Source organism: Acidovorax sp. A79 (assembly GCF_041154505.1).
GTDB lineage: Bacteria > Pseudomonadota > Gammaproteobacteria > Burkholderiales > Burkholderiaceae_C > Acidovorax.
In genome coordinates, this window is the sequence record NZ_AP028672.1 from 3,463,877 (window position 1) to 3,481,528 (window position 17,652).

At 64.5% G+C, this 17,652-nt stretch carries 20 protein-coding genes; 10 read left to right on the forward strand and 10 right to left on the reverse strand.

Annotation, left to right across the window (positions count from 1 at the left end):
• Window positions 1–113: 113 nt before the first annotated feature.
• The gene (locus ACAM51_RS15880) at window positions 114–2,027 is read right to left on the reverse strand and encodes an EAL domain-containing protein (protein WP_218298026.1); all 1,914 of its coding nucleotides are present in this window, start codon (window positions 2,025–2,027) and stop codon (window positions 114–116) included.
• 30 nt (window positions 2,028–2,057) lie between these two features.
• A complete protein-coding gene (locus tag ACAM51_RS15885) occupies window positions 2,058–2,756 on the reverse strand; it encodes a transglutaminase-like cysteine peptidase (protein WP_369641157.1) in 699 nt (232 codons plus the stop codon).
• A gap of 138 nt (window positions 2,757–2,894) precedes the next feature.
• Here ACAM51_RS15885 and ACAM51_RS15890 point away from each other — a divergent pair, with 138 nt between their 5' ends.
• The gene (locus tag ACAM51_RS15890) at window positions 2,895–4,376 is read left to right on the forward strand and encodes a TolC family outer membrane protein (RefSeq protein ID WP_369641158.1); all 1,482 of its coding nucleotides are present in this window, start codon (window positions 2,895–2,897) and stop codon (window positions 4,374–4,376) included.
• A 47-nt stretch (window positions 4,377–4,423) separates the two neighbouring features.
• Here the strand turns inward: ACAM51_RS15890 and lipA are convergent, their stop codons facing one another.
• The 3 genes from lipA to ACAM51_RS15905 are packed head-to-tail and all read right to left on the reverse strand — an operon-like array spanning window position 4,424 to window position 6,491.
• Window positions 4,424–5,413, reverse strand: coding sequence for a lipoyl synthase (gene lipA, locus ACAM51_RS15895; RefSeq protein ID WP_218298029.1), 990 nt, complete (start codon window positions 5,411–5,413; stop codon window positions 4,424–4,426).
• Between the two features lie 14 nt (window positions 5,414–5,427).
• A complete protein-coding gene (gene lipB / locus ACAM51_RS15900) occupies window positions 5,428–6,126 on the reverse strand; it encodes a lipoyl(octanoyl) transferase LipB (RefSeq protein WP_369641159.1) in 699 nt (232 codons plus the stop codon).
• A gap of 47 nt (window positions 6,127–6,173) precedes the next feature.
• Window positions 6,174–6,491, reverse strand: coding sequence for a YbeD family protein (locus tag ACAM51_RS15905; protein ID WP_218298031.1), 318 nt, complete (start codon window positions 6,489–6,491; stop codon window positions 6,174–6,176).
• Window positions 6,492–6,767: 276 nt separating this feature from the next.
• On the opposite strand from ACAM51_RS15905, the gene ACAM51_RS15910 reads away from it, so the two are divergent.
• The 9 genes from ACAM51_RS15910 (at window position 6,768) to ACAM51_RS15950 (ending at window position 13,938) form a co-directional block, all read left to right on the forward strand.
• Window positions 6,768–7,241 (forward strand): ATP synthase subunit I, encoded by a 474-nt coding sequence (locus tag ACAM51_RS15910; RefSeq protein WP_218298032.1) that lies wholly within the window; start codon window positions 6,768–6,770, stop codon window positions 7,239–7,241.
• 19 nt (window positions 7,242–7,260) lie between these two features.
• The gene (atpB, locus tag ACAM51_RS15915) at window positions 7,261–8,139 is read left to right on the forward strand and encodes a F0F1 ATP synthase subunit A (protein WP_218298033.1); all 879 of its coding nucleotides are present in this window, start codon (window positions 7,261–7,263) and stop codon (window positions 8,137–8,139) included.
• A 58-nt stretch (window positions 8,140–8,197) separates the two neighbouring features.
• Window positions 8,198–8,467: a F0F1 ATP synthase subunit C gene (gene atpE, locus ACAM51_RS15920; protein ID WP_099657604.1), complete on the forward strand. Its 270-nt coding sequence runs from the start codon at window positions 8,198–8,200 to the stop codon at window positions 8,465–8,467.
• A gap of 34 nt (window positions 8,468–8,501) precedes the next feature.
• The gene (locus ACAM51_RS15925; protein WP_007847746.1) at window positions 8,502–8,972 is read left to right on the forward strand and encodes a F0F1 ATP synthase subunit B; all 471 of its coding nucleotides are present in this window, start codon (window positions 8,502–8,504) and stop codon (window positions 8,970–8,972) included.
• Between the two features lie 10 nt (window positions 8,973–8,982).
• Window positions 8,983–9,525 carry a F0F1 ATP synthase subunit delta gene (locus tag ACAM51_RS15930; RefSeq protein ID WP_369641160.1) on the forward strand — a complete coding sequence of 181 codons (543 nt, stop codon included), beginning with the start codon at window positions 8,983–8,985 and terminating at the stop codon, window positions 9,523–9,525.
• A gap of 42 nt (window positions 9,526–9,567) precedes the next feature.
• Window positions 9,568–11,121, forward strand: a complete 1,554-nt coding sequence (atpA, locus tag ACAM51_RS15935) for a F0F1 ATP synthase subunit alpha (RefSeq protein WP_055396240.1) — start codon at window positions 9,568–9,570, stop codon at window positions 11,119–11,121.
• An 18-nt stretch (window positions 11,122–11,139) separates the two neighbouring features.
• Entirely contained in the window at window positions 11,140–12,006 is an 867-nt protein-coding gene (gene atpG, locus ACAM51_RS15940) for a F0F1 ATP synthase subunit gamma (RefSeq protein ID WP_218298035.1), read from the forward strand.
• Between the two features lie 33 nt (window positions 12,007–12,039).
• Window positions 12,040–13,446 (forward strand): F0F1 ATP synthase subunit beta, encoded by a 1,407-nt coding sequence (gene atpD / locus ACAM51_RS15945; RefSeq protein ID WP_055396243.1) that lies wholly within the window; start codon window positions 12,040–12,042, stop codon window positions 13,444–13,446.
• A 75-nt stretch (window positions 13,447–13,521) separates the two neighbouring features.
• Window positions 13,522–13,938: a F0F1 ATP synthase subunit epsilon gene (locus ACAM51_RS15950; RefSeq protein ID WP_218298036.1), complete on the forward strand. Its 417-nt coding sequence runs from the start codon at window positions 13,522–13,524 to the stop codon at window positions 13,936–13,938.
• Window positions 13,939–14,069: 131 nt separating this feature from the next.
• Here the strand turns inward: ACAM51_RS15950 and ACAM51_RS15955 are convergent, their stop codons facing one another.
• The 5 genes from ACAM51_RS15955 to ACAM51_RS15975 all read right to left on the reverse strand — a co-directional run bounded on the left by ACAM51_RS15955 (window position 14,070) and on the right by ACAM51_RS15975 (window position 17,649).
• A complete protein-coding gene (locus ACAM51_RS15955; protein WP_369641161.1) occupies window positions 14,070–14,927 on the reverse strand; it encodes a hypothetical protein in 858 nt (285 codons plus the stop codon).
• Window positions 14,928–15,064: 137 nt separating this feature from the next.
• Complete coding sequence (locus tag ACAM51_RS15960; protein ID WP_218298038.1) at window positions 15,065–15,361, reverse strand: DUF4148 domain-containing protein; 297 nt, start codon at window positions 15,359–15,361, stop codon at window positions 15,065–15,067.
• Window positions 15,362–15,453: 92 nt separating this feature from the next.
• Window positions 15,454–15,741 carry a DUF4148 domain-containing protein gene (locus ACAM51_RS15965; protein WP_218293877.1) on the reverse strand — a complete coding sequence of 96 codons (288 nt, stop codon included), beginning with the start codon at window positions 15,739–15,741 and terminating at the stop codon, window positions 15,454–15,456.
• Window positions 15,742–16,172: 431 nt separating this feature from the next.
• Entirely contained in the window at window positions 16,173–16,718 is a 546-nt protein-coding gene (locus ACAM51_RS15970) for a TPM domain-containing protein (RefSeq protein WP_369641162.1), read from the reverse strand.
• A 1-nt stretch (window position 16,719) separates the two neighbouring features.
• Window positions 16,720–17,649, reverse strand: a complete 930-nt coding sequence (locus ACAM51_RS15975; protein WP_369641163.1) for a YgcG family protein — start codon at window positions 17,647–17,649, stop codon at window positions 16,720–16,722.
• Window positions 17,650–17,652 lie beyond the last annotated feature (3 nt).

Here is a 17,652-nt window from a genome sequence, read left to right on the forward strand (position 1 = left end):
CCTTCATGTCGCGCGGAGCCGCCGCGGCGCATGACGCCGCGCCAGAGCGGCATCCCTTGCGTGCGGCAGCGCGCGAGGATGGCAAGGAAGATGCCAGGCGCCGCCGGAACGCCTCAACGGATGCCCGGCCCTGTGGCGCCATCAAAGCCCAGCGAGGCCAGCAGGGGCAGGTCGTCCCGCGATTCGACCCCCAGCGCGATGACCTGGATACCAATGGCATGGGCGATGCTGCACAGCCCCTTGAGAAACTCCTGGTTGCCCAGATTGCCCGCGATGCCGCGCACGTAGCTGGGATGCACCTTGATGTAGTCCAGCCCCAGGTCGGCGAGTTTGTTGCCTTCGGTGAACCGCTGGCCGAAGTATTCGATGCCCACGCGGCATCCGAGTTGCTGCAGGGTGTGGGCAAGCTCCTTGAACGCATCGAAGGCGCGGAACACCCCGTACTCCGGCACCTCGAAAAGCAGGCGTGGACAGATGTCGGGGTAGGCGCGCAGCAACTGCATCAGCTCGTTGCGGAAGTGGAAGTCCGCGATGGTCTCGGACGACAGGTTGATCGCGATGTCGCCGGCCGTGCCGCGCAGGTGCTCGATGGCCAGGCGCACCACGCGCAGGTCGATGGGGGCCGTGAGGTTCAGGTGCGCGGCCATCGGCATGAAGTCGCCCGCGGACAGCAGGGCGCCCGAGGCGTCGGACGCCAGGCGGATCACGCCTTCCTGGTGGATGGCGCCTTCGCCGCGTCCGTCGACAACGGGGTAGAAGGCCAGCTGCAGCCTGCCACCGGTGACGGCTTCGGTCAGCAGCGTGCGCCATTGTTCGGCGGGCCGGGCCTCGGCGGGGTGCTCGCCTTCGTCGGCGAACATGCTGTTGGGGCCCAGGGATTGCGCCCGCGCCAGCGCCTCATCCGCCCTGCTGAAAAGCGCGCCCAGGGTTTCCTGGCGCCGGTAGCCCACGGCGCAGATGTGGAACAGGTCGGGGGCCGTGGCAGACCAGTGGGGCAGCCATTGCGATGACAGGCGCGCGAAGATATCCTGCGCGGCCTCGGACGGGGACGGCGTGGAGGGGCACAGGACGCCGAACTCACCGCCGTTGAGGCGCCCCGCGCGCTGGCCGGGCTTGCCCTCGCCGCTCTTGTAGAGCACGGAGCCCAGGTGCTTGAGCAGGGCATCCACCCGCTGATGGCCCAGTTGCGCGTTCAGCCTCTCCAGATTGGCCAGGCGGACAATCACCAGGCTGCCCGATGAGAGGAATTGCTCGCCTTCCAGGGCTTCGCGCAGGTGCGACAGGAAGTACTCGCGGCTGGAGAGGCCGGTGACTGCATCGCGGTTGACCTTCTTGCGCAGCCCTTCCAGGCGGGCCGCCTCCTCCCCGAACATGGACCGCAGGCGCGCGACCATGTCGTTCATGCCCCGCGCCACGCTGCGCAGTTCGGGTGTCCGCGGCTCCGTGATCTTGATGAAACGCCGCTCCGCGATGGCCTCGGCCTGCGCGACCACATCGCGCAAGGGGCGCGTGATGCGGCGCACCGCGATGGTTCCCGCGCCGCCCGCGACAAGGCTGCCCAGGACGAACCAGGCCAGCAGTTCCAGCGTGCCGCTCCAGAGGCTGCGGTAGGCGTACTGGTCGTGGCTTGCGAGGGTCAGCGTTCCATATTGTTTCCATCCATCCTGGATCAGCGCCCTGCCAGGCTCCGCGCTGATCGGGATCAGCCGGGCGAACCAGCCGGGCGCGCCTTCCAACTGCCCGTCGAAGGTGCGCTGCACGAGCGTCTGGCCCGTGGGCGAGGCGATGCGGATGAAGCGGTAGTGGCCAGCGTCAAACTGCGCGGCGACCTGCAGCTCCACCGTGACCGGGTCCTTGTCGAGCTGCGAAAGCGCCAGCGCCAGCGACGTGGCGTTGTCGAAGTTCTTGATCTGCAGCTGCTGCTGCAGGTAGTGCCGCGCGGACAGGACGCTGACGAGCATGCTGCCTCCAAAGGCCAGCGCCATGACCAGTCCGATGGCAAGCCAGAGTTGTTTGGTGAGTGACATGGTCGCTATCTCCGGTGATTGGTGCAGGGGTCAGAAACCCTCTTGCCGCATGCGTTCGAGTACGTCGCGCCAGCGTGACAGCCGCGTCGTCGGGTCTGCCGACGATGTGGATGCGCCGGACACCCACAGCCCTTCGTTGTTGAAGCTGAACACGGGGGACAGGTCCGGCCGGGACGAGGCCGGGCGGATGGCCGTGATCAGGTTGTCCAGCACCACCGGCTCTTCGGCCGGATGGGCGTAGTAGCCCAGGACCATGTGGGCTTCGCTCTTGCTGCTGCCGGGGCCGCCGATGCGGGCCCTCACGTAGATCATCCGCAGCCTGTCGTTGGGCACGCCCATGTGCAGCAGCGTGATGTATTTGGCGATGGAGAAGTCTTCGCAGTCGCCCGCGCCGCGCCCCATGAACTCCAGCGGCGTGGCCCAGTAGTCGTTTTGCTGCCAGACCACCGCATCGCTTTCAAACAGCATGCGGCGGTTGAAGAAGCTGTTGACGTGGGCGAGCTTGTCCACCTCGCTCAGGTGCTGGCCCTCGTTGAGCATGGCGCGCCAGGCGCTGACCTGCTCGGCCCCCTTGGGGCCGTGGCGCTGGAGGGCGAGGGCTTGAATCCTGTCCAGGTCAGGGGCGCTGAATACGGCCCCCAGCAGGGTTGCAACGGCCAATGCCAGCACCACCCGGAAGTGCGCGGTGGCCCGGGGCGCGTGCTGGAAAAGTGGCTGCAGGAAATGCATGGAACACGCGAAACGCGGCTACCTTGCGCGGAAGTAACTGGATTCAACCAGTGGTTGCAGAGTTGTAAAAAAAAACTGTGCGAGTTTCAATCGAAATGCTACGTTTCAATTCTGCATCACAAATGATTCGGAGTTGTCATGAAACTTCCTCTTACCCTGATCGCCGCGGCCGTCGTGGTCAGCACTAGTGCATCCGCACAAGCTCTCCCGGAAGGCCTTGTGGACGCAGCCCGAAAGGCGGTGGTGAGCAACCCGGACGTCCAGGCGCGATGGTTCGGTTTCCGGGCAGCCGATTCAGAGCGAAGCGTTGCGCGCGCCGGCTTCCTTCCCCAGCTGGACGCGGTGGCCAGCACCGGCCGCGAGAACCGTGTGCGGCCTTCCGGCAGCACGGGCTCGTACCACCATACCGGCGCGGCGCTCACGCTGAACCAGATGCTGTTCGATGGCTTCTTCACCAGCAGCGAAGTGCGGCGGCTCGGCCACGCCAAGCTCACGCGGTACTACGAACTGGTGGAGGCCTCCGAGACAGCGGCGCTGGAAGCGGTGCGCGCCTATGCCGATGTGGCGCGGTACCGCGAACTGGTGGAGCAGGCCAAGCAGAACTATGTGGAGCACAAGCTGACCACCAACCAGATTGACGAGCGCACTTCCGCGGGCGTGGGGCGCCGCGTCGATCTCGAACAGGCGACGGGCCGCCTCGCGCTGGCGGAGTCGAATCTGCTGACGGAAATCTCCAACCTGCACGATGTCAGCGCCCGCTACCAGCGGCTGGTGGGCGAGCTGCCGCCGCCCGCGCTGCCGCCCTTGCCCGAAGGCTTTCGGCTCACCCAGCTGCCGCAAAAGACCGACGAGGTGGTGGCCCTTGCGCTCAACAACAGTCCCACGATCAACGCTGCCATCGAGAACATGCTGGCCAGCGAGGCAGGCATTGCATCGCAGAAGGCCGGCTTCATGCCCCGGGTCGACTTCAGGGCCCGCCAGTCGTGGGACCGCAACCTCATCGGGGAGCAGGGGCGCTCGCGCGACAGCACCGTGGAGCTGGTGCTGACCTACAACTTCTTCAGGGGCGGTGCCGACAAGGCGCGGGAGCAGCAGGCGGTGGAGAACAAGTTCCAGGCCCGGGAGCTGAAGGAAAAGGCCTGCAGGGACGTGCGCCAGACCACGGCGATCGCGTTCAATGATGCGCGGAGGCTGGTGGAGCAGATGACCTATCTGGACCAGCACCGCCTGTCGACGGAAAAGGCCCGGGAAGCCTACCGCCAGCAATTCGATCTCGGGCAGCGCACCCTGCTGGATTTGCTGGACACGCAGAACGAGGCATTCCAGGCGAGCCGGGCCTATGTCAACGCGCGCTACGACCAGGTGGTGGCGCAGGCGCGGACCCTGGGCGCGATGGGGCAGCTGCTGGCCGCGTTGAATGTGAGCCGGACCGACATGCCCTCGCCCGCAGACGCGGGCCAGCAGCGCAGTGGCATCGACCCTGCCGACCTGTGTCCCGCCGAAGTCCCTGTATCGATCGCCGTGGACAAGGCGAGGGCGGTTGCCGATACGCCGGCACGCCCGCGTGCCACGCTGCCCGCGCAGCCCACGGGTGCGTCCCGGCCCGCCGCTGCCCGCTAGGGGGCGGGGCGAAGGCCCCGGCCGCCTGGCTTCGCGAGGCGTTCGGACTAGGCGGCGGCGACGCCCGCGGCGTGCGCCTGCTGGTCCGCGTGGTAGCTGCTGCGCACCATGGCGCCCACCGCAGCGTGGCTGAAGCCCATCTTGTAGGCCTCCTGCTCGAACATCTTGAAGGTGTCGGGATGCACGTAGCGGCGCACCGGCAGATGGCTGTTACTGGGCGACAGGTACTGGCCGATGGTCAGCATGTCGATGTCGTGCGCGCGCATGTCGCGCATCACCTGCAGGATCTCTTCGTCTGTCTCGCCCAGGCCCACCATGATGCCGCTCTTGGTCGGTACCTTGGGGTGCAGCGCCTTGAACTTCTTGAGCAGGTTCAGGCTGAACTGGTAGTCGGAGCCGGGGCGCGCTTCCTTGTACAGGCGGGGCGCGGTCTCCAGGTTGTGGTTCATCACGTCGGGCGGCGCGGCCTTGAGGATCTCGAGCGCGCGGTCGTCGCGGCCCCGGAAGTCGGGCACCAGGATCTCGATCTGCGTGGCGGGCGACAGTTCGCGGATGTTCTGGATGCATTCCACGAAGTGGCCGCTGCCGCCGTCGCGCAGGTCGTCGCGGTCCACGCTGGTGATCACCACGTACTTGAGCTTGAGGGCGGCGATGGTCTTGGCCAGGTTCAGCGGCTCGTCCTTGTCCAGCGGATCGGGGCGGCCGTGGCCCACGTCGCAGAACGGGCAGCGTCGCGTGCATTTGTCGCCCATGATCATGAAGGTGGCCGTGCCCTTGCCGAAGCATTCGCCGATGTTGGGGCAGGAGGCTTCCTCACAGACCGTGTGCAGCTTGTGCTCGCGCAGGATCTCCTTGATTTCATAGAAGCGCGTTGTCGGGCTGCCGGCTTTCACCCGGATCCACTCAGGCTTCTTGAGCACCTCGCCCTGCTCCACCTTGATGGGGATGCGCGACAGCTTGGCCGCGGCCTTCTGCTTGGCCAGCGGGTTGTAGGCTTCTGTGGATTGCGCTTCGCGGACGACTTCAGGGGTGCTCATGGCGTGTAGGCGGTTCAGGGCGCGAGCCGGATGCTGAGCTGCTGGCCCAGCACCTGTGCGGCTTCCTCCCAGGTGGTGTGGACCCCGATTGTAGAAAGGTCCACCGTTCGCAATCCTGCGTAACCGCAAGGGTTGATGCGCTCAAAGGGTTCCAGGTCCATCGCCACGTTGAGCGCCACGCCGTGGTAGGTGCAGTGCCGGCTGACCTTGATGCCCAGGGCCGCGATCTTGCCCAGGCCCGTGAAGTCCGGCGCGGCGATGGCGCCGTTCTCCGGGCGCTTCTGGGGGCGCTGCGGCAGCAGTGCATGGCTGTGCGGGTCGTCCAGGCGCACGTAGATGCCGGGGGCCCCGGCGACGCGATGGCCCGTGACGCCAAAGTGCGCCAGCGTGCGGATCGCGGCTTCCTCCACGCGGTACACATACTCCTTGACGAAGTAGCCCGCGCGCTGAAGGTCGATCAGGGGATAGGCCACGACCTGGCCGGGGCCATGGAAAGTGACCTGGCCCCCCCGGTTGGTGGCAACGACAGGAATATCTCCGGGGTGCAGGAGGTGGTCGCTTTTGCCGGCCAGCCCTTGGGTGTACAGCGGCGCGTGCTCGCATATCCATAGCGCATCCACGGTCTCGGCTGCGCGGGTGGCCGTGTAGTCCTGCATGGCCTGCACCGTGGCGGCATAGTCCACGCGGCCAAGCACGCGAAGGTCGATGGCCATGAGTGCTATCTCTATCTATCTCTGTCTGGCTGATGCGGGCGCGGGCCTTACAGCACCACCTTCACCATGGGGTGCGACGACAGCGCGCGGTACAGATTGTCGAGCTGCTCCCGGCTGGTCGCGGTGATGGTGATGGTAACTCCGAGGTAATTGCCGGCCCGGCTGTCGCGCAGTTCAATGGTGCCAGCGTCGAAGGTCGGGTCGAACTGGCGGGCCAGTTCCGTCACGGCATGCACGAAGCCATCCACCTTCGCACCCATGACCTTGATCGGGAACCTGGAGGGGTATTCGATCAGAGAGTCCTTGCGGGGATCGTTAGGCTGTGTGTCGGGGCCGTTTTCAGGCGGCAGGCTGGAGGATGTCATGGCGGAAAGTGCTTCGGTTTCAGGAGCTGGCAGGGCTTTGCCATTGTGCTTCAACGGCGTGTCCGTTGTGAAAACCCTCGCCGGGCGGCATGCGCCAGATCGGTGCGCGGGGGCCGCAGGGAAAGGGAAAAAGCCGTTGGCCCGTCACCACAACGGCGCAGGCTTGCGCACCGGTTTTGAACCGGGGTTGCGGGTCTTTGTCGAGCGCCACGGGTTTTTACTTATAATTAGAGGCTTTGTGAAAGTTGCAGTCTGTAACGCGGGCGTCATTCAACAATGAAAACAATCGCGCCTGAGACTGAAACTGAGGCTGAAGAATCTGACTTCAAGCCCCTGACGGCCCAAGAGGCCGAACAGTGGCGTAGTCGCAATCCTCCCATCTCCGTATGGAAGGTGGTGGCGGGTCAGGCGCTGGTCGGGATGCTGGTGGCCCTGGTGGCCTGGCTTCTGACGGGCAGGGCGTCGGTGGGCTGGTCTGCGGCTTATGGCGCTCTGGCGGTGGTGGTTCCGGCTGGCTTGTTTGCACGGGGGGTGTTGCGCCACAAGGCGTCTTCCAATCCGCGTGCCGCCATGGTGGGGTTCTTTGGTTGGGAAATCGCCAAGATCGTGTTGACGGTGGCGCTGCTCGCAGCGGCACCCCGGCTGGTGGCGGGCCTGAACTGGATTGCCCTGCTGGTAGGCATGGTGATCACAATGAAAACGTACTGGGTGGCACTGTTGGTGCGGCCCGGTGTCCGAAAAACCGATTGATAGAGAGAAGAGTTGTCCGATGGCCGCAGAAGCGCACGCTCCGACTGCAAGTGAATACATCGTTCACCACCTGCAGCATCTTCAAAACATCAACCAGACCAAGATTGTTGACTTCACGGTCATCAACTATGACTCGATCATCGTGGGTTTGGTTCTGGGTGCCCTCACTCTTTTGATCCTGTGGTCAGCTGCCCGTAAGGCAACCTCCGGCGTGCCGGGCCGCTTCCAGGCGGCTGTGGAGATGCTGGTCGAGATGGTGGACAACCAGGCCAAGGCCAACATCCACAACGCCGAAAGCCGCAAGTTCATCGCCCCCCTGGGCCTCACGGTGTTCGTCTGGATCTTCCTGATGAACTTCATGGACATGCTGCCCGTGGACCTGCTGCCCGCGATCTGGGCCCAGATCTATGGCGCCGCCGGCCACGACCCGCACCACGCCTACCTGCGCGTCGTGCCCACGGCCGACCTGTCCACCACCCTGGGCCTGGCGTTCGCCATCCTGGTGCTGCGCTTCTGGTATAGCGTCAAGATCAAGGGCGCTGGCGGCTGGGCGCACGAACTCGTGTCGGCCCCGTTCGGCACCAGCAAGAATCCCATCTTCGCCCTGATCCTGGGCGTGGTGAACCTGCTCATGCAGGTCATTGAATATGTCGCCAACACCGTGTCGCATGGCATGCGGTTGTTCGGCAACATGTACGCTGGCGAACTGGTGTTCATGCTGATCGCCCTGATGGGTGGCGCGGCTGCACTGTCGCTGTCGGGTGTGCTGCTGCCTGTGGGCCACGTCATCGCTGGCACCATCTGGACGCTGTTCCACATTCTGGTGATCTCGCTGCAAGCCTTCATCTTCATGATGCTTGCGCTGATCTACCTCGGTCAGGCGCACAACGCGCACTAACGGTTCCCTTTCGTTTCTCTTTCCTTTTCAACCTTTCTTTTTTAACTCAGGAGTCATCATGGAAAACATTCTCGGTCTCGTCGCTCTGGCTTGTGGTCTGATCGTTGGTCTGGGCGCTATCGGCGCTTCCATCGGTATCGCACTGATGGGTGGCAAGTTCCTCGAATCGTCGGCACGTCAGCCTGAGCTGATCAACGAACTGCAAACCAAGATGTTCATCTTGGCCGGTCTGATCGACGCTGCTTTCCTGATCGGCGTGGCCATCGCCCTGCTGTTCGCATTCGCCAACCCCTTCGTCTCCACGTTCTTGGTCAACCTGCCCAAGTAATTCCCACTCAACGCCACTCTAGAAAGGTGTTGCCGTGAGTATCAACGCGACCCTGTTCATTCAGGCCATCGTCTTCCTGATCCTGGTGTGGTTCACGATGAAATTCGTGTGGCCCCCGATCGCGAAGGCGTTGGATGAACGAGCCCAGAAAATCGCCGAAGGCCTCGCTGCTGCCGACCGTGCCAAGTCCGAACTGACCGCTGCCAACCAGCGCGTCGAGAAGGAACTGTCACAGGCACGCAACGAAACGGCCTCGCGTCTTGCGGACGCCGACCGACGTGCCCAGGCCATCATCGAAGAAGCCAAGGCACGCGCCACGGAAGAAGGCAACAAGATCGTTGCTTCCGCCCGTGCCGAAGCCGAACAGCAAACGGTGCAAGCCCGCGAAGCCCTGCGCGAGCAGGTGGCTGCGCTGGCCGTCAAGGGTGCTGAGCAGATTCTCCGCAAGGAAGTCAATGCCGGCGTTCACGCCGACCTGCTCAACCGCCTGAAGACCGAGCTGTAAGGGGACACACATGGCTGAACTCGCCACCATTGCCCGCCCCTACGCCGATGCCCTGTTCAAGGCCGCTACCGCGGGTGCGGGCATGGACCTGGCCAGCACCGCTGCCTGGGTCGATGAACTGGCGGCCATTGCCGCCAACCCCCAGTTGCGTCAGCTGGCGGACAACCCCAAGGTGACGGCAGACCAGGTGTTTGCCGTTGTCACGGGGGTTGCGCGTTCGGCGCTGTCCGACACGGCCAAGAATTTCCTGCGCACGGTCATCGACAACGGGCGCCTCAACGCGCTGCCGGAAGTCGCCGCGCAGTTCCGTGCCCTCGTGAATCGCCGCAGCGGCTCTTCGGATGCCGTGGTGCACAGCGCCTTTCCGATGGACGCAGCAGCATTGGCTGAGGTCAACGCTGCGCTGGAAAAGCGCTTTGGCCGCAAGCTCAATCTCACCGTTCAGCTGGATGAATCCCTGATCGGTGGCATTCGCGTAGTGGTGGGTGACGAGGTGCTGGACACTTCGGTCAAGGCCCGTCTTGAACAAATGAAAGCGGCCCTCACCGCGTAACGCGCGGCGAGGACAGCGAACCAAAGAAAGAAGGAAAGAGTCATGCAACTCAATCCCGCAGAAATTTCTGAACTCATCAAGAGCCGCATCGAAGGTCTGGCCGCCAGCAGCGATATCCGCAACCAGGGTACCGTGGTGTCCGTGTCCGACGGTATCGTGCGCGTTCACGGCCTGTCGGACGTGATGCAGGGCGAAATGCTTGAGTTCCCCGCCACCAAGGACGGCCAGCCCTCCTACGGCCTGGCCCTGAACCTCGAGCGCGACTCTGTCGGCGCCGTGATTCTGGGTGAGTACGAACACATCTCCGAAGGCGACACCGTCAAGTGCACGGGCCGCATTCTGGAAGTGCCGGTCGGCCCCGAGCTGATCGGCCGCGTGGTGAACGCCCTGGGCCAGCCGATCGACGGCAAGGGTCCCATCAACGCCAAGCTCACCGACGTGATCGAAAAGGTCGCGCCGGGCGTGATCGCCCGTAAATCGGTGGACCAGCCCCTGCAGACCGGCCTGAAGTCCATCGACTCGATGGTGCCCGTGGGCCGTGGCCAGCGCGAGCTGATCATCGGCGACCGCCAGACCGGCAAGACCGCCGTGGCCATCGACGCCATCATCGCCCAGAAGGGCCAGGGCGTGACCTGCATCTACGTCGCCATCGGCCAGAAGGCTTCGTCGATCAAGAACGTGGTGCGCGCGCTGGAACAAGCCGGCGCCATGGAATACACGATCGTCGTGGCCGCATCGGCCTCCGAATCGGCCGCCATGCAGTACGTGTCGGCCTACTCGGGCTGCACGATGGGCGAGTACTTCCGCGACCGTGGCGAAGACGCCCTGATCGTGTATGACGACCTGTCCAAGCAGGCTGTTGCCTACCGCCAGGTGTCGCTGCTGCTGCGCCGCCCACCAGGCCGCGAAGCCTACCCTGGCGACGTGTTCTATCTCCACAGCCGTTTGCTCGAGCGCGCAGCCCGCGTGAACGCCGACTACGTCGAAGCCTTCACCAAGGGTGAAGTCAAGGGCAAGACCGGTTCGCTGACCGCACTGCCGATCATCGAAACGCAAGCCGGCGACGTGTCCGCTTTCGTGCCTACCAACGTGATCTCGATCACGGACGGCCAGATCTTCCTGGAAACCAGCCTGTTCAACGCCGGTATCCGCCCCGCCATCAACGCCGGTATCTCGGTGTCGCGCGTCGGTGGTGCTGCCCAGACCAAGCTGGTGAAGAACCTGTCCGGCGGTATCCGTACCGACCTGGCCCAGTACCGTGAACTGGCTGCGTTCGCACAGTTCGCTTCCGACCTGGACGAAGCCACCCGCAAGCAGCTGGACCGCGGTGCCCGCGTGACCGAACTGCTCAAGCAGGCACAGTACAGCCCGCTGTCCATCTCGCTGATGGCTTCCACGCTGTTCGCTGTGAACAAGGGCTTCATGGACGACATCGACGTCAAGAAGGTTCTCGACTTCGAACACGGCCTGCACCAGTTCCTGAAGACCAGCCACGCCGCACTGCTGGCCAAGCTGGAACAGGCCAAGGCCATGGACAAGGACGCAGAAGCCGAATTGACCGCTGCCATCGCCGCGTTCAAGAAGTCGTTCGCTTAAACCGGACGAGGATCCATCATGGCAGCAGGCAAGGAAATACGCGGCAAGATCAAATCGGTGGAAAACACCAAGAAGATCACCAAAGCCATGGAAATGGTGGCTGCATCCAAAATGCGCAAGGCGCAGGAACGGATGCGGGCTGCCCGCCCTTACAGCGAGAAGATCCGCAACATTGCAGCCAACCTCGGCCACGCCAATCCGGAATATGTGCATCCGTTCATGAAGGTGAACGATGCCAAGACGGCCGGCGTGATCGTGGTGACGACCGACAAGGGCCTGTGCGGTGGCATGAACACCAACGTGCTGCGCGTCGTGACGTCCAAGCTGCGTGAGCTGCAGGGCGCTGGCGTGTCCACCGAGGCGGTTGCCATCGGCAACAAGGGCCTGGGTTTCCTGAACCGTGTCGGTGCCAAGGTGGTTTCGCACGTGACGGGCCTGGGCGACACGCCCCATCTGGACAAGCTGATCGGCCCGGTCAAGGTGCTGCTCGACGCCTATGCGGAAGGCAAGATCAACGCGGTGTACCTCTCGTACACCAAGTTCATCAACACCATGAAGCAGGAATCGGTGGTGGAGCAGCTGCTCCCCCTGTCGTCCGCGCAGATGCAGGCCGAGAAGACCGAGCATGGCTGGGACTACATCTACGAGCCCGATGCACAGACCGTGATCGACGATCTGCTGGTCCGCTATGTCGAGTCCCTGATCTACCAGGCGGTTGCGGAAAACATGGCGTCCGAGCAGTCGGCACGCATGGTGGCCATGAAGGCCGCCACCGACAACGCCGGCAGCGTCATTGGCGAGTTGAAGCTGGTCTACAACAAGACGCGCCAGGCAGCGATCACGAAAGAACTTTCGGAAATCGTGGCTGGCGCCGCTGCTGTGTAAGCAGCTCAACCAACATCTTTATTGGAGCGAAAAATGGCTCAAGTGCAAGGCAAGATTGTTCAATGTATCGGCGCTGTGGTGGACGTTGAGTTCCCACGCGACCAGATGCCCAAGATTTACGACGCTCTGAAGCTCGACGGTTCGACCCTGACGCTGGAAGTACAGCAGCAGCTGGGCGACGGCGTGGTGCGTACCATTGCGCTGGGTTCGTCCGACGGCCTGCGCCGCGGCATCATGGTGACCAACACCGGCAACTCCATCACCGTGCCCGTGGGCAAGGCGACGCTGGGCCGCATCATGGACGTGCTGGGCGCGCCCATCGACGAACGTGGTCCCGTGAGCCAGGAACTGACGGCATCCATCCACCGCAAGGCCCCTGCGTACGACGAACTGTCGCCTTCGCAAGAGCTGCTGGAAACCGGCATCAAGGTGATCGACCTGGTGTGCCCGTTCGCCAAGGGCGGCAAGGTGGGTCTGTTCGGTGGTGCCGGCGTGGGCAAGACCGTGAACATGATGGAGCTCATCAACAACATCGCCAAGGCCCACAGCGGTCTGTCGGTGTTCGCTGGTGTGGGCGAGCGTACCCGCGAAGGGAACGACTTCTACCATGAAATGGCCGATTCCGGCGTGGTGAACCTGGAGAAGCTCGAAGAGTCCAAGGTTGCCATGGTGTACGGCCAGATGAACGAGCCCCCAGGCAACCGTCTGCGCGTGGCGCTGACCGGCCTGACCATCGCCGAGTCCTTCCGTGACGAAGGCCGTGACGTGCTGTTCTTCGTGGACAACATCTACCGCTACACGCTGGCCGGTACCGAAGTGTCCGCCCTGCTGGGCCGCATGCCTTCCGCCGTGGGCTACCAGCCTACGCTGGCCGAGGAAATGGGCCGCCTGCAAGAGCGTATTACGTCCACCAAGGTGGGTTCGATCACTTCCATCCAGGCCGTGTACGTGCCAGCCGATGACTTGACCGACCCCTCGCCTGCCACGACGTTCGCCCACTTGGATTCGACCGTGGTGCTGTCGCGTGACATCGCCTCGCTGGGTATCTACCCTGCCGTGGACCCCCTGGACTCCACCAGCCGCCAGCTGGACCCGAACGTCGTGGGCGAAGACCACTACGCCACGGCCCGTGCGGTGCAAGGCACGCTGCAGCGCTACAAGGAACTGCGCGACATCATCGCCATTCTGGGCATGGACGAACTGGCGCCTGAAGACAAGCTGGCCGTGGCCCGCGCGCGCAAGATCCAGCGTTTCCTGTCGCAGCCTTTCCACGTGGCCGAAGTGTTCACGGGCTCGCCAGGCAAGTACGTTCCCCTGTCGGAAACCATCCGTGGTTTCAAGATGATCGTGAACGGCGAATGCGATCACCTGCCGGAACAGGCGTTCTACATGGTGGGCACCATCGACGAAGCCTTCGAAAAGGCCAAGAAGGTGGCCTGATTGCCCGGCGGCTGAGCAGCCTACCGCCGCTCTGCCTTCAGCAATCAAGCAACCCACCTTTTCCTAGGAGCAATGATGAACACCATCCACGTTGATGTGGTCAGTGCCGAAGAGTCCATCTTCTCCGGTGAAGCACGCTTTGTCGCGCTGCCTGGCGAAGCTGGCGAACTGGGCATCTTTCCCCGCCACACCCCGCTGATCACACGCATCAAGCCGGGCTCGGTGCGCATCGAAATGGCCGACGGCAGCGAAGAGTTCGTTTTCGTGGCCGGTGGCATTCTGGAAGTGCAGCCCAACTGTGTGACCGTGCTGTCCGACACCGCCATCCGCGGCAAGGACCTGGACGACGAGAAGGCCAATGCTGCCAAGGCCTCTGCCGAGGAAGCACTGAAGAATGCCAAGAGCGAGATCGATCTGGCCAAGGCGCAGTCCGAACTGGCTGTGATGGCTGCGCAGATCGCGGCACTGCGCAAGTTCCGCCAGAAGAAGTAAGCAATTCAGGCCCTCGCGGATCTGCCCAGAGAAAACCCGGCTTTGCCGGGTTTTTTTATGCCGCAATGCAATGAAGGAGCCTCCACACCCCGCGCTGTCCGGGCTGCAGCGCCTGGGCGGGCGCAGGTGTTTTATGGACTGCCGCAGCCGCAGCCGCAGCCGCCGGACGGAGCCGGTGCCTCCACCAGATGGATGTGCAGGCCTTCGCAGGCCACGCCAAGCTGATCATCCTCCATGTCGGCCCCCAGCAGTTGGTGGTGGGCCAGAAAGGCGCGTGCCACGGCCACCGAACGGACCCTGAAGGACAGCGATTCAATCCGCAGGTGCTCGCCCGGCACCAGTTCCAGCGAGACCTCCGGGGTGAGCGCGATGGAGTGGCCGCCGGGAGAAGAGCAGCTCAGCGCCTGCCATTGGCGCCGATGGGCCGCCAGATCCGGCGTGCCCATGCGGACCGCGTGCAGTCCGAGCAACCCCAGGGGGCCGCCACCGCTTGCTTCCAGCACCTGCCTGTGCCGCATTCGGCGTTCCACGGGTGTGGTGGCATCGTCCCAGGGGTAGATGGGGGCGCCCGGTGCCCATTCGCAGAAGAACACGCAACAGCTGGGGGCTGACAGATCCAGCAGGACAGAGTTGGTGAAGTTCGTGACCACTTCGCCTCGGTGGCCTGCAGATTGGAAGGGGCGGGCAGGTTTGCAGGCGATGCCCAGCGAGGTGGCGTGGGCCATGGCGCCGGGCAAGGGCCCGGAGGGCTCCAATGCGAAACCATGGACCAGCGGCGGCCGCGCGCAGGCCGGCAGGTCGCCATTGTTGGCTGCCGCCCAGAACTCCAGGTCCGTGTTGCCCACATGCACCCAGCCATAGGTGGCGAAGCCGGTGCGCTGCAGGGGCCACGCCACGGGCAGGCCGAAGGTCCGGCTGAACAGTTCGAACAGAGGCTCTGCCGCAGGGAGCCGCAGCATGACGTGGTCGATGGATCGGAAGGGGGGCATGGCGGCGGCGTGGTGGGAACCATCAGCCCTGCCATTGTGACCGACCGGCCCATGCGAAAAAGGCCGGGGCCCTTCGCGGGGCCCCAGCCTTTTTGGCTTGCATCTGCACCTTCCGTCCCGCATGCGGGATCTGGGCATTACATGGCGTTGCCGATTTCGCCCGCCGAGATCTGGCCGGTGCGCACGGCTTCAGCAGCCTGGGCACGCACGGCGGCACGGTCGGCCGTGGACTTGTAGGTCACCACGCGCGAACCTGCGGGCTCGATGGAGCGGGTCTGGGCCACGGTGGCGGCTTCGGCGGCCACTTCGGCGCGCGTGCGGTTCGTCTCGAACTTCGTGGCGAACTGCGAGGCATCGGCTTCATCAGCCTGGGCACCGAAAGAAGCGAAAGCGGCCACGGCGGCGATGGAGAGGAAACGTGCGGTCTTGTTCATGGTGAAACTCCGGTGAAATTCAAAAAAATGAGGGCGATGTACTTGGAAATACGCAGCAGGAGAGGGCCTGGATTCAGCGAATCAAACGCTGATCAACCACGCTCGCCCGAAGGGATCTGGCCGGTGCGCACGGCATCGGCGGCCTGGGCACGCACGGCGGCACGGTCGGCCGTGGATTGGTAGGTCACCACACGCGAACCTGCGGGTTCGATGGAGCGGGTCTGGGCCACGGTGGCGGCTTCGGCGGCCACTTCGGCGCGGGTGCGGTTCGTCTCGAACTTGGTGGCGAACTGCGAGGCATCGGCCTCGTCGGCCTGGGCACCGAAAGAAGCGAAAGCAGCCACGGCGGCGATGGAGAGGAAGCGGGCGGTCTTGTTCATGATGAAATCCTTCAGGAAGAAAAAAGCGTCTCAGAAAAACCGGGACAAAAACCATTTCTGAACCGGGTTCGGTGAGTCGCCTTGCGGGTTCGGCTCATCGATGGGATGAACTGTACGTGGATGGGGCGCGAAGAAAAACCACCGGGTCGCAAACTAACTGTTCCAGTATTGGAAACAATGAAGATGGAACTCTGCCGCAACCCGCCGGATTTCGCGGCACGACGCGGCATCTGAAGCCGTTTTTAGAGGAAAACCCTGGTGCGAGTTTGGGACAGTGTGAATGGCTTGGGAAAGGCCGTCGCGGCAGCTGCCGCACCCTTGCGAAGGGTGGCGGCGCACCTGCGTCCCTCGCACGCGGTCCCGGCGCGCACGGTCCGCCCGCCCGTTTCCGGCGGCGCTCGGCGCGCCCCGGGCTGCAGCCGGGTGGACTCCTAGCGCACCACGGGGGCGTCCGGCAATTCGTTGTCGCCGGGCGTGTCCGATGTCCGCGGGAAGTGCCTGCCCAGGCGGGACGACACGGCCTCGATGGCTTGCGCGAGGCCTTCTTCGTAGTGCCGCTGGCGGAAGTGGGTGGACATCTGTGCGATCACATCCCGCCATTCGCTGCCCGCCACATGGCGGGCCAGGCCCCGGTCGGCCACGATCTCTATCGCATGCTCGGGCAGCAGCAGATAGATCAGCACGCCGTTGTTGTGCTCGGTGTCCCACACGCGGTATTTGCTGAACAGCATGATGGCGCGTTCGCGCGCGCTGGCATGGCGGCGCAGGTAGCTCCAGGGCAGGCTGGCTTCGGCGACGATGCGGATCTGGCCCGTGTGCTGCCGCTCGCTGGCCGCAACCCGCGCGGCCAGCCGCTCCAGGGCTTCGCTGGAGAGCGCACGGCGCGCACCGGGTTCGCCCCAGCGATGCCGCGCAAGGCGCCACAGGGCGGTGGCCAGGCCCGGGAAGGTCGAGGGTGCTGCAGTTTCAGGGCCCATGTCACCAGTCTCCCGAGGCGCCGCCGCCACCAAAATCTCCACCCCCTCCGGAGCTGAAGCCCCCGCCGCCGCTGGTGCCGCCTCCCCAGCCCCCGCCGCCGCCATGGCCCCAGCCGCCGATCGGGCCGGCGTTTCGGCCCTGCCGGGCGCCGCCGCCCACGCCGCTGAAGAGCCAGGTGTAGAGCAGTGCGATGATCCCCGCGCCGCCGGCCACCAGCAGGCTGGACGTGAACACGAAGGCAAGAAAGCCCACGCCCCCGCCCATGAACAGGCCTCCCAGCCGGCCGCCGAAGATGCTGCGCGCCAGCGGACCGGCCACCATCACGCCGAAGAACAGGAAGATGGCCAGGTCGGTCCAGTCGAAGCCTCCGCGGCCGCTGTCCTGCGGCGTCGATGGGCCTGTGCCGGCATCCGTGGGCGCGGGCAGTGCCTCGCCGGCGATGCGCGCGCCAAGCTGGGCGATGGCGTCGCGCAGGCCGCCCGCATAGTCGTTCTGCTGGAATCTGGGCTTCATGGCGCCGTCGATGATGCGCGCCGCCGCGATGTCGGGGATGGCGCCCTCCAGGGCCTTGGCGACCTCGATGCGCATCTTGCGGTCGTTCTTGGCGACGATCACCAGAACGCCATCGCCCACCTCCCTGCGGCCGATCTTCCACGTGTTGCCCACGCGGTTGGCGAACGACGCGATGTCTTCGGGGGCGGTGGTGGGCACCATGAGCACCACGATCTGGGCACCCCGGGCCTGCTCCAGCGCGCGCAGCTGCGCTTCCAGCGCCGCCGTGTCGGCGGCGTCCAGCGTGCCGGTCTGGTCGATGACTGGGCCGGTGAGCGCAGGCACGGGTAGCAGGCCCCCGTCGGCCCGGGCCCAGGGCAAGGCGAATGCTATAAAAAATATAGCTATCAGCGCTTTGTGGATAAGCGCTAGGGGCATATT

Excerpts from the sequence above, each read along its gene's own strand:
- ACAM51_RS15890 (WP_369641158.1), top strand. The coding sequence starts at position 2,895 with ATGAAACTTCCTCTTACCCTGATCGCCGCGGCCGTCGTGGTCAGCACT.
- ACAM51_RS15950 (WP_218298036.1), top strand. The coding sequence starts at position 13,522 with ATGAACACCATCCACGTTGATGTGGTCAGTGCCGAAGAGTCCATCTTC.
- ACAM51_RS15960 (WP_218298038.1), bottom strand. The coding sequence starts at position 15,361 with ATGAACAAGACCGCACGTTTCCTCTCCATCGCCGCCGTGGCCGCTTTC.
- atpE (WP_099657604.1), top strand. The coding sequence starts at position 8,198 with ATGGAAAACATTCTCGGTCTCGTCGCTCTGGCTTGTGGTCTGATCGTT.
- lipB (WP_369641159.1), bottom strand. The coding sequence starts at position 6,126 with ATGGCCATCGACCTTCGCGTGCTTGGCCGCGTGGACTATGCCGCCACG.
- ACAM51_RS15880 (WP_218298026.1), bottom strand. The coding sequence starts at position 2,027 with ATGTCACTCACCAAACAACTCTGGCTTGCCATCGGACTGGTCATGGCG.
- atpA (WP_055396240.1), top strand. The coding sequence starts at position 9,568 with ATGCAACTCAATCCCGCAGAAATTTCTGAACTCATCAAGAGCCGCATC.
- ACAM51_RS15975 (WP_369641163.1), bottom strand. The coding sequence starts at position 17,649 with ATGCCCCTAGCGCTTATCCACAAAGCGCTGATAGCTATATTTTTTATA.
- atpD (WP_055396243.1), top strand. The coding sequence starts at position 12,040 with ATGGCTCAAGTGCAAGGCAAGATTGTTCAATGTATCGGCGCTGTGGTG.
- ACAM51_RS15970 (WP_369641162.1), bottom strand. The coding sequence starts at position 16,718 with ATGGGCCCTGAAACTGCAGCACCCTCGACCTTCCCGGGCCTGGCCACC.
- lipA (WP_218298029.1), bottom strand. The coding sequence starts at position 5,413 with ATGAGCACCCCTGAAGTCGTCCGCGAAGCGCAATCCACAGAAGCCTAC.
- ACAM51_RS15965 (WP_218293877.1), bottom strand. The coding sequence starts at position 15,741 with ATGAACAAGACCGCCCGCTTCCTCTCCATCGCCGCCGTGGCTGCTTTC.
- ACAM51_RS15905 (WP_218298031.1), bottom strand. The coding sequence starts at position 6,491 with ATGACATCCTCCAGCCTGCCGCCTGAAAACGGCCCCGACACACAGCCT.
- ACAM51_RS15910 (WP_218298032.1), top strand. The coding sequence starts at position 6,768 with ATGAAAACAATCGCGCCTGAGACTGAAACTGAGGCTGAAGAATCTGAC.
- ACAM51_RS15930 (WP_369641160.1), top strand. The coding sequence starts at position 8,983 with ATGGCTGAACTCGCCACCATTGCCCGCCCCTACGCCGATGCCCTGTTC.
- ACAM51_RS15885 (WP_369641157.1), bottom strand. The coding sequence starts at position 2,756 with ATGCATTTCCTGCAGCCACTTTTCCAGCACGCGCCCCGGGCCACCGCG.
- ACAM51_RS15955 (WP_369641161.1), bottom strand. The coding sequence starts at position 14,927 with ATGCCCCCCTTCCGATCCATCGACCACGTCATGCTGCGGCTCCCTGCG.
- atpG (WP_218298035.1), top strand. The coding sequence starts at position 11,140 with ATGGCAGCAGGCAAGGAAATACGCGGCAAGATCAAATCGGTGGAAAAC.
- atpB (WP_218298033.1), top strand. The coding sequence starts at position 7,261 with ATGGCCGCAGAAGCGCACGCTCCGACTGCAAGTGAATACATCGTTCAC.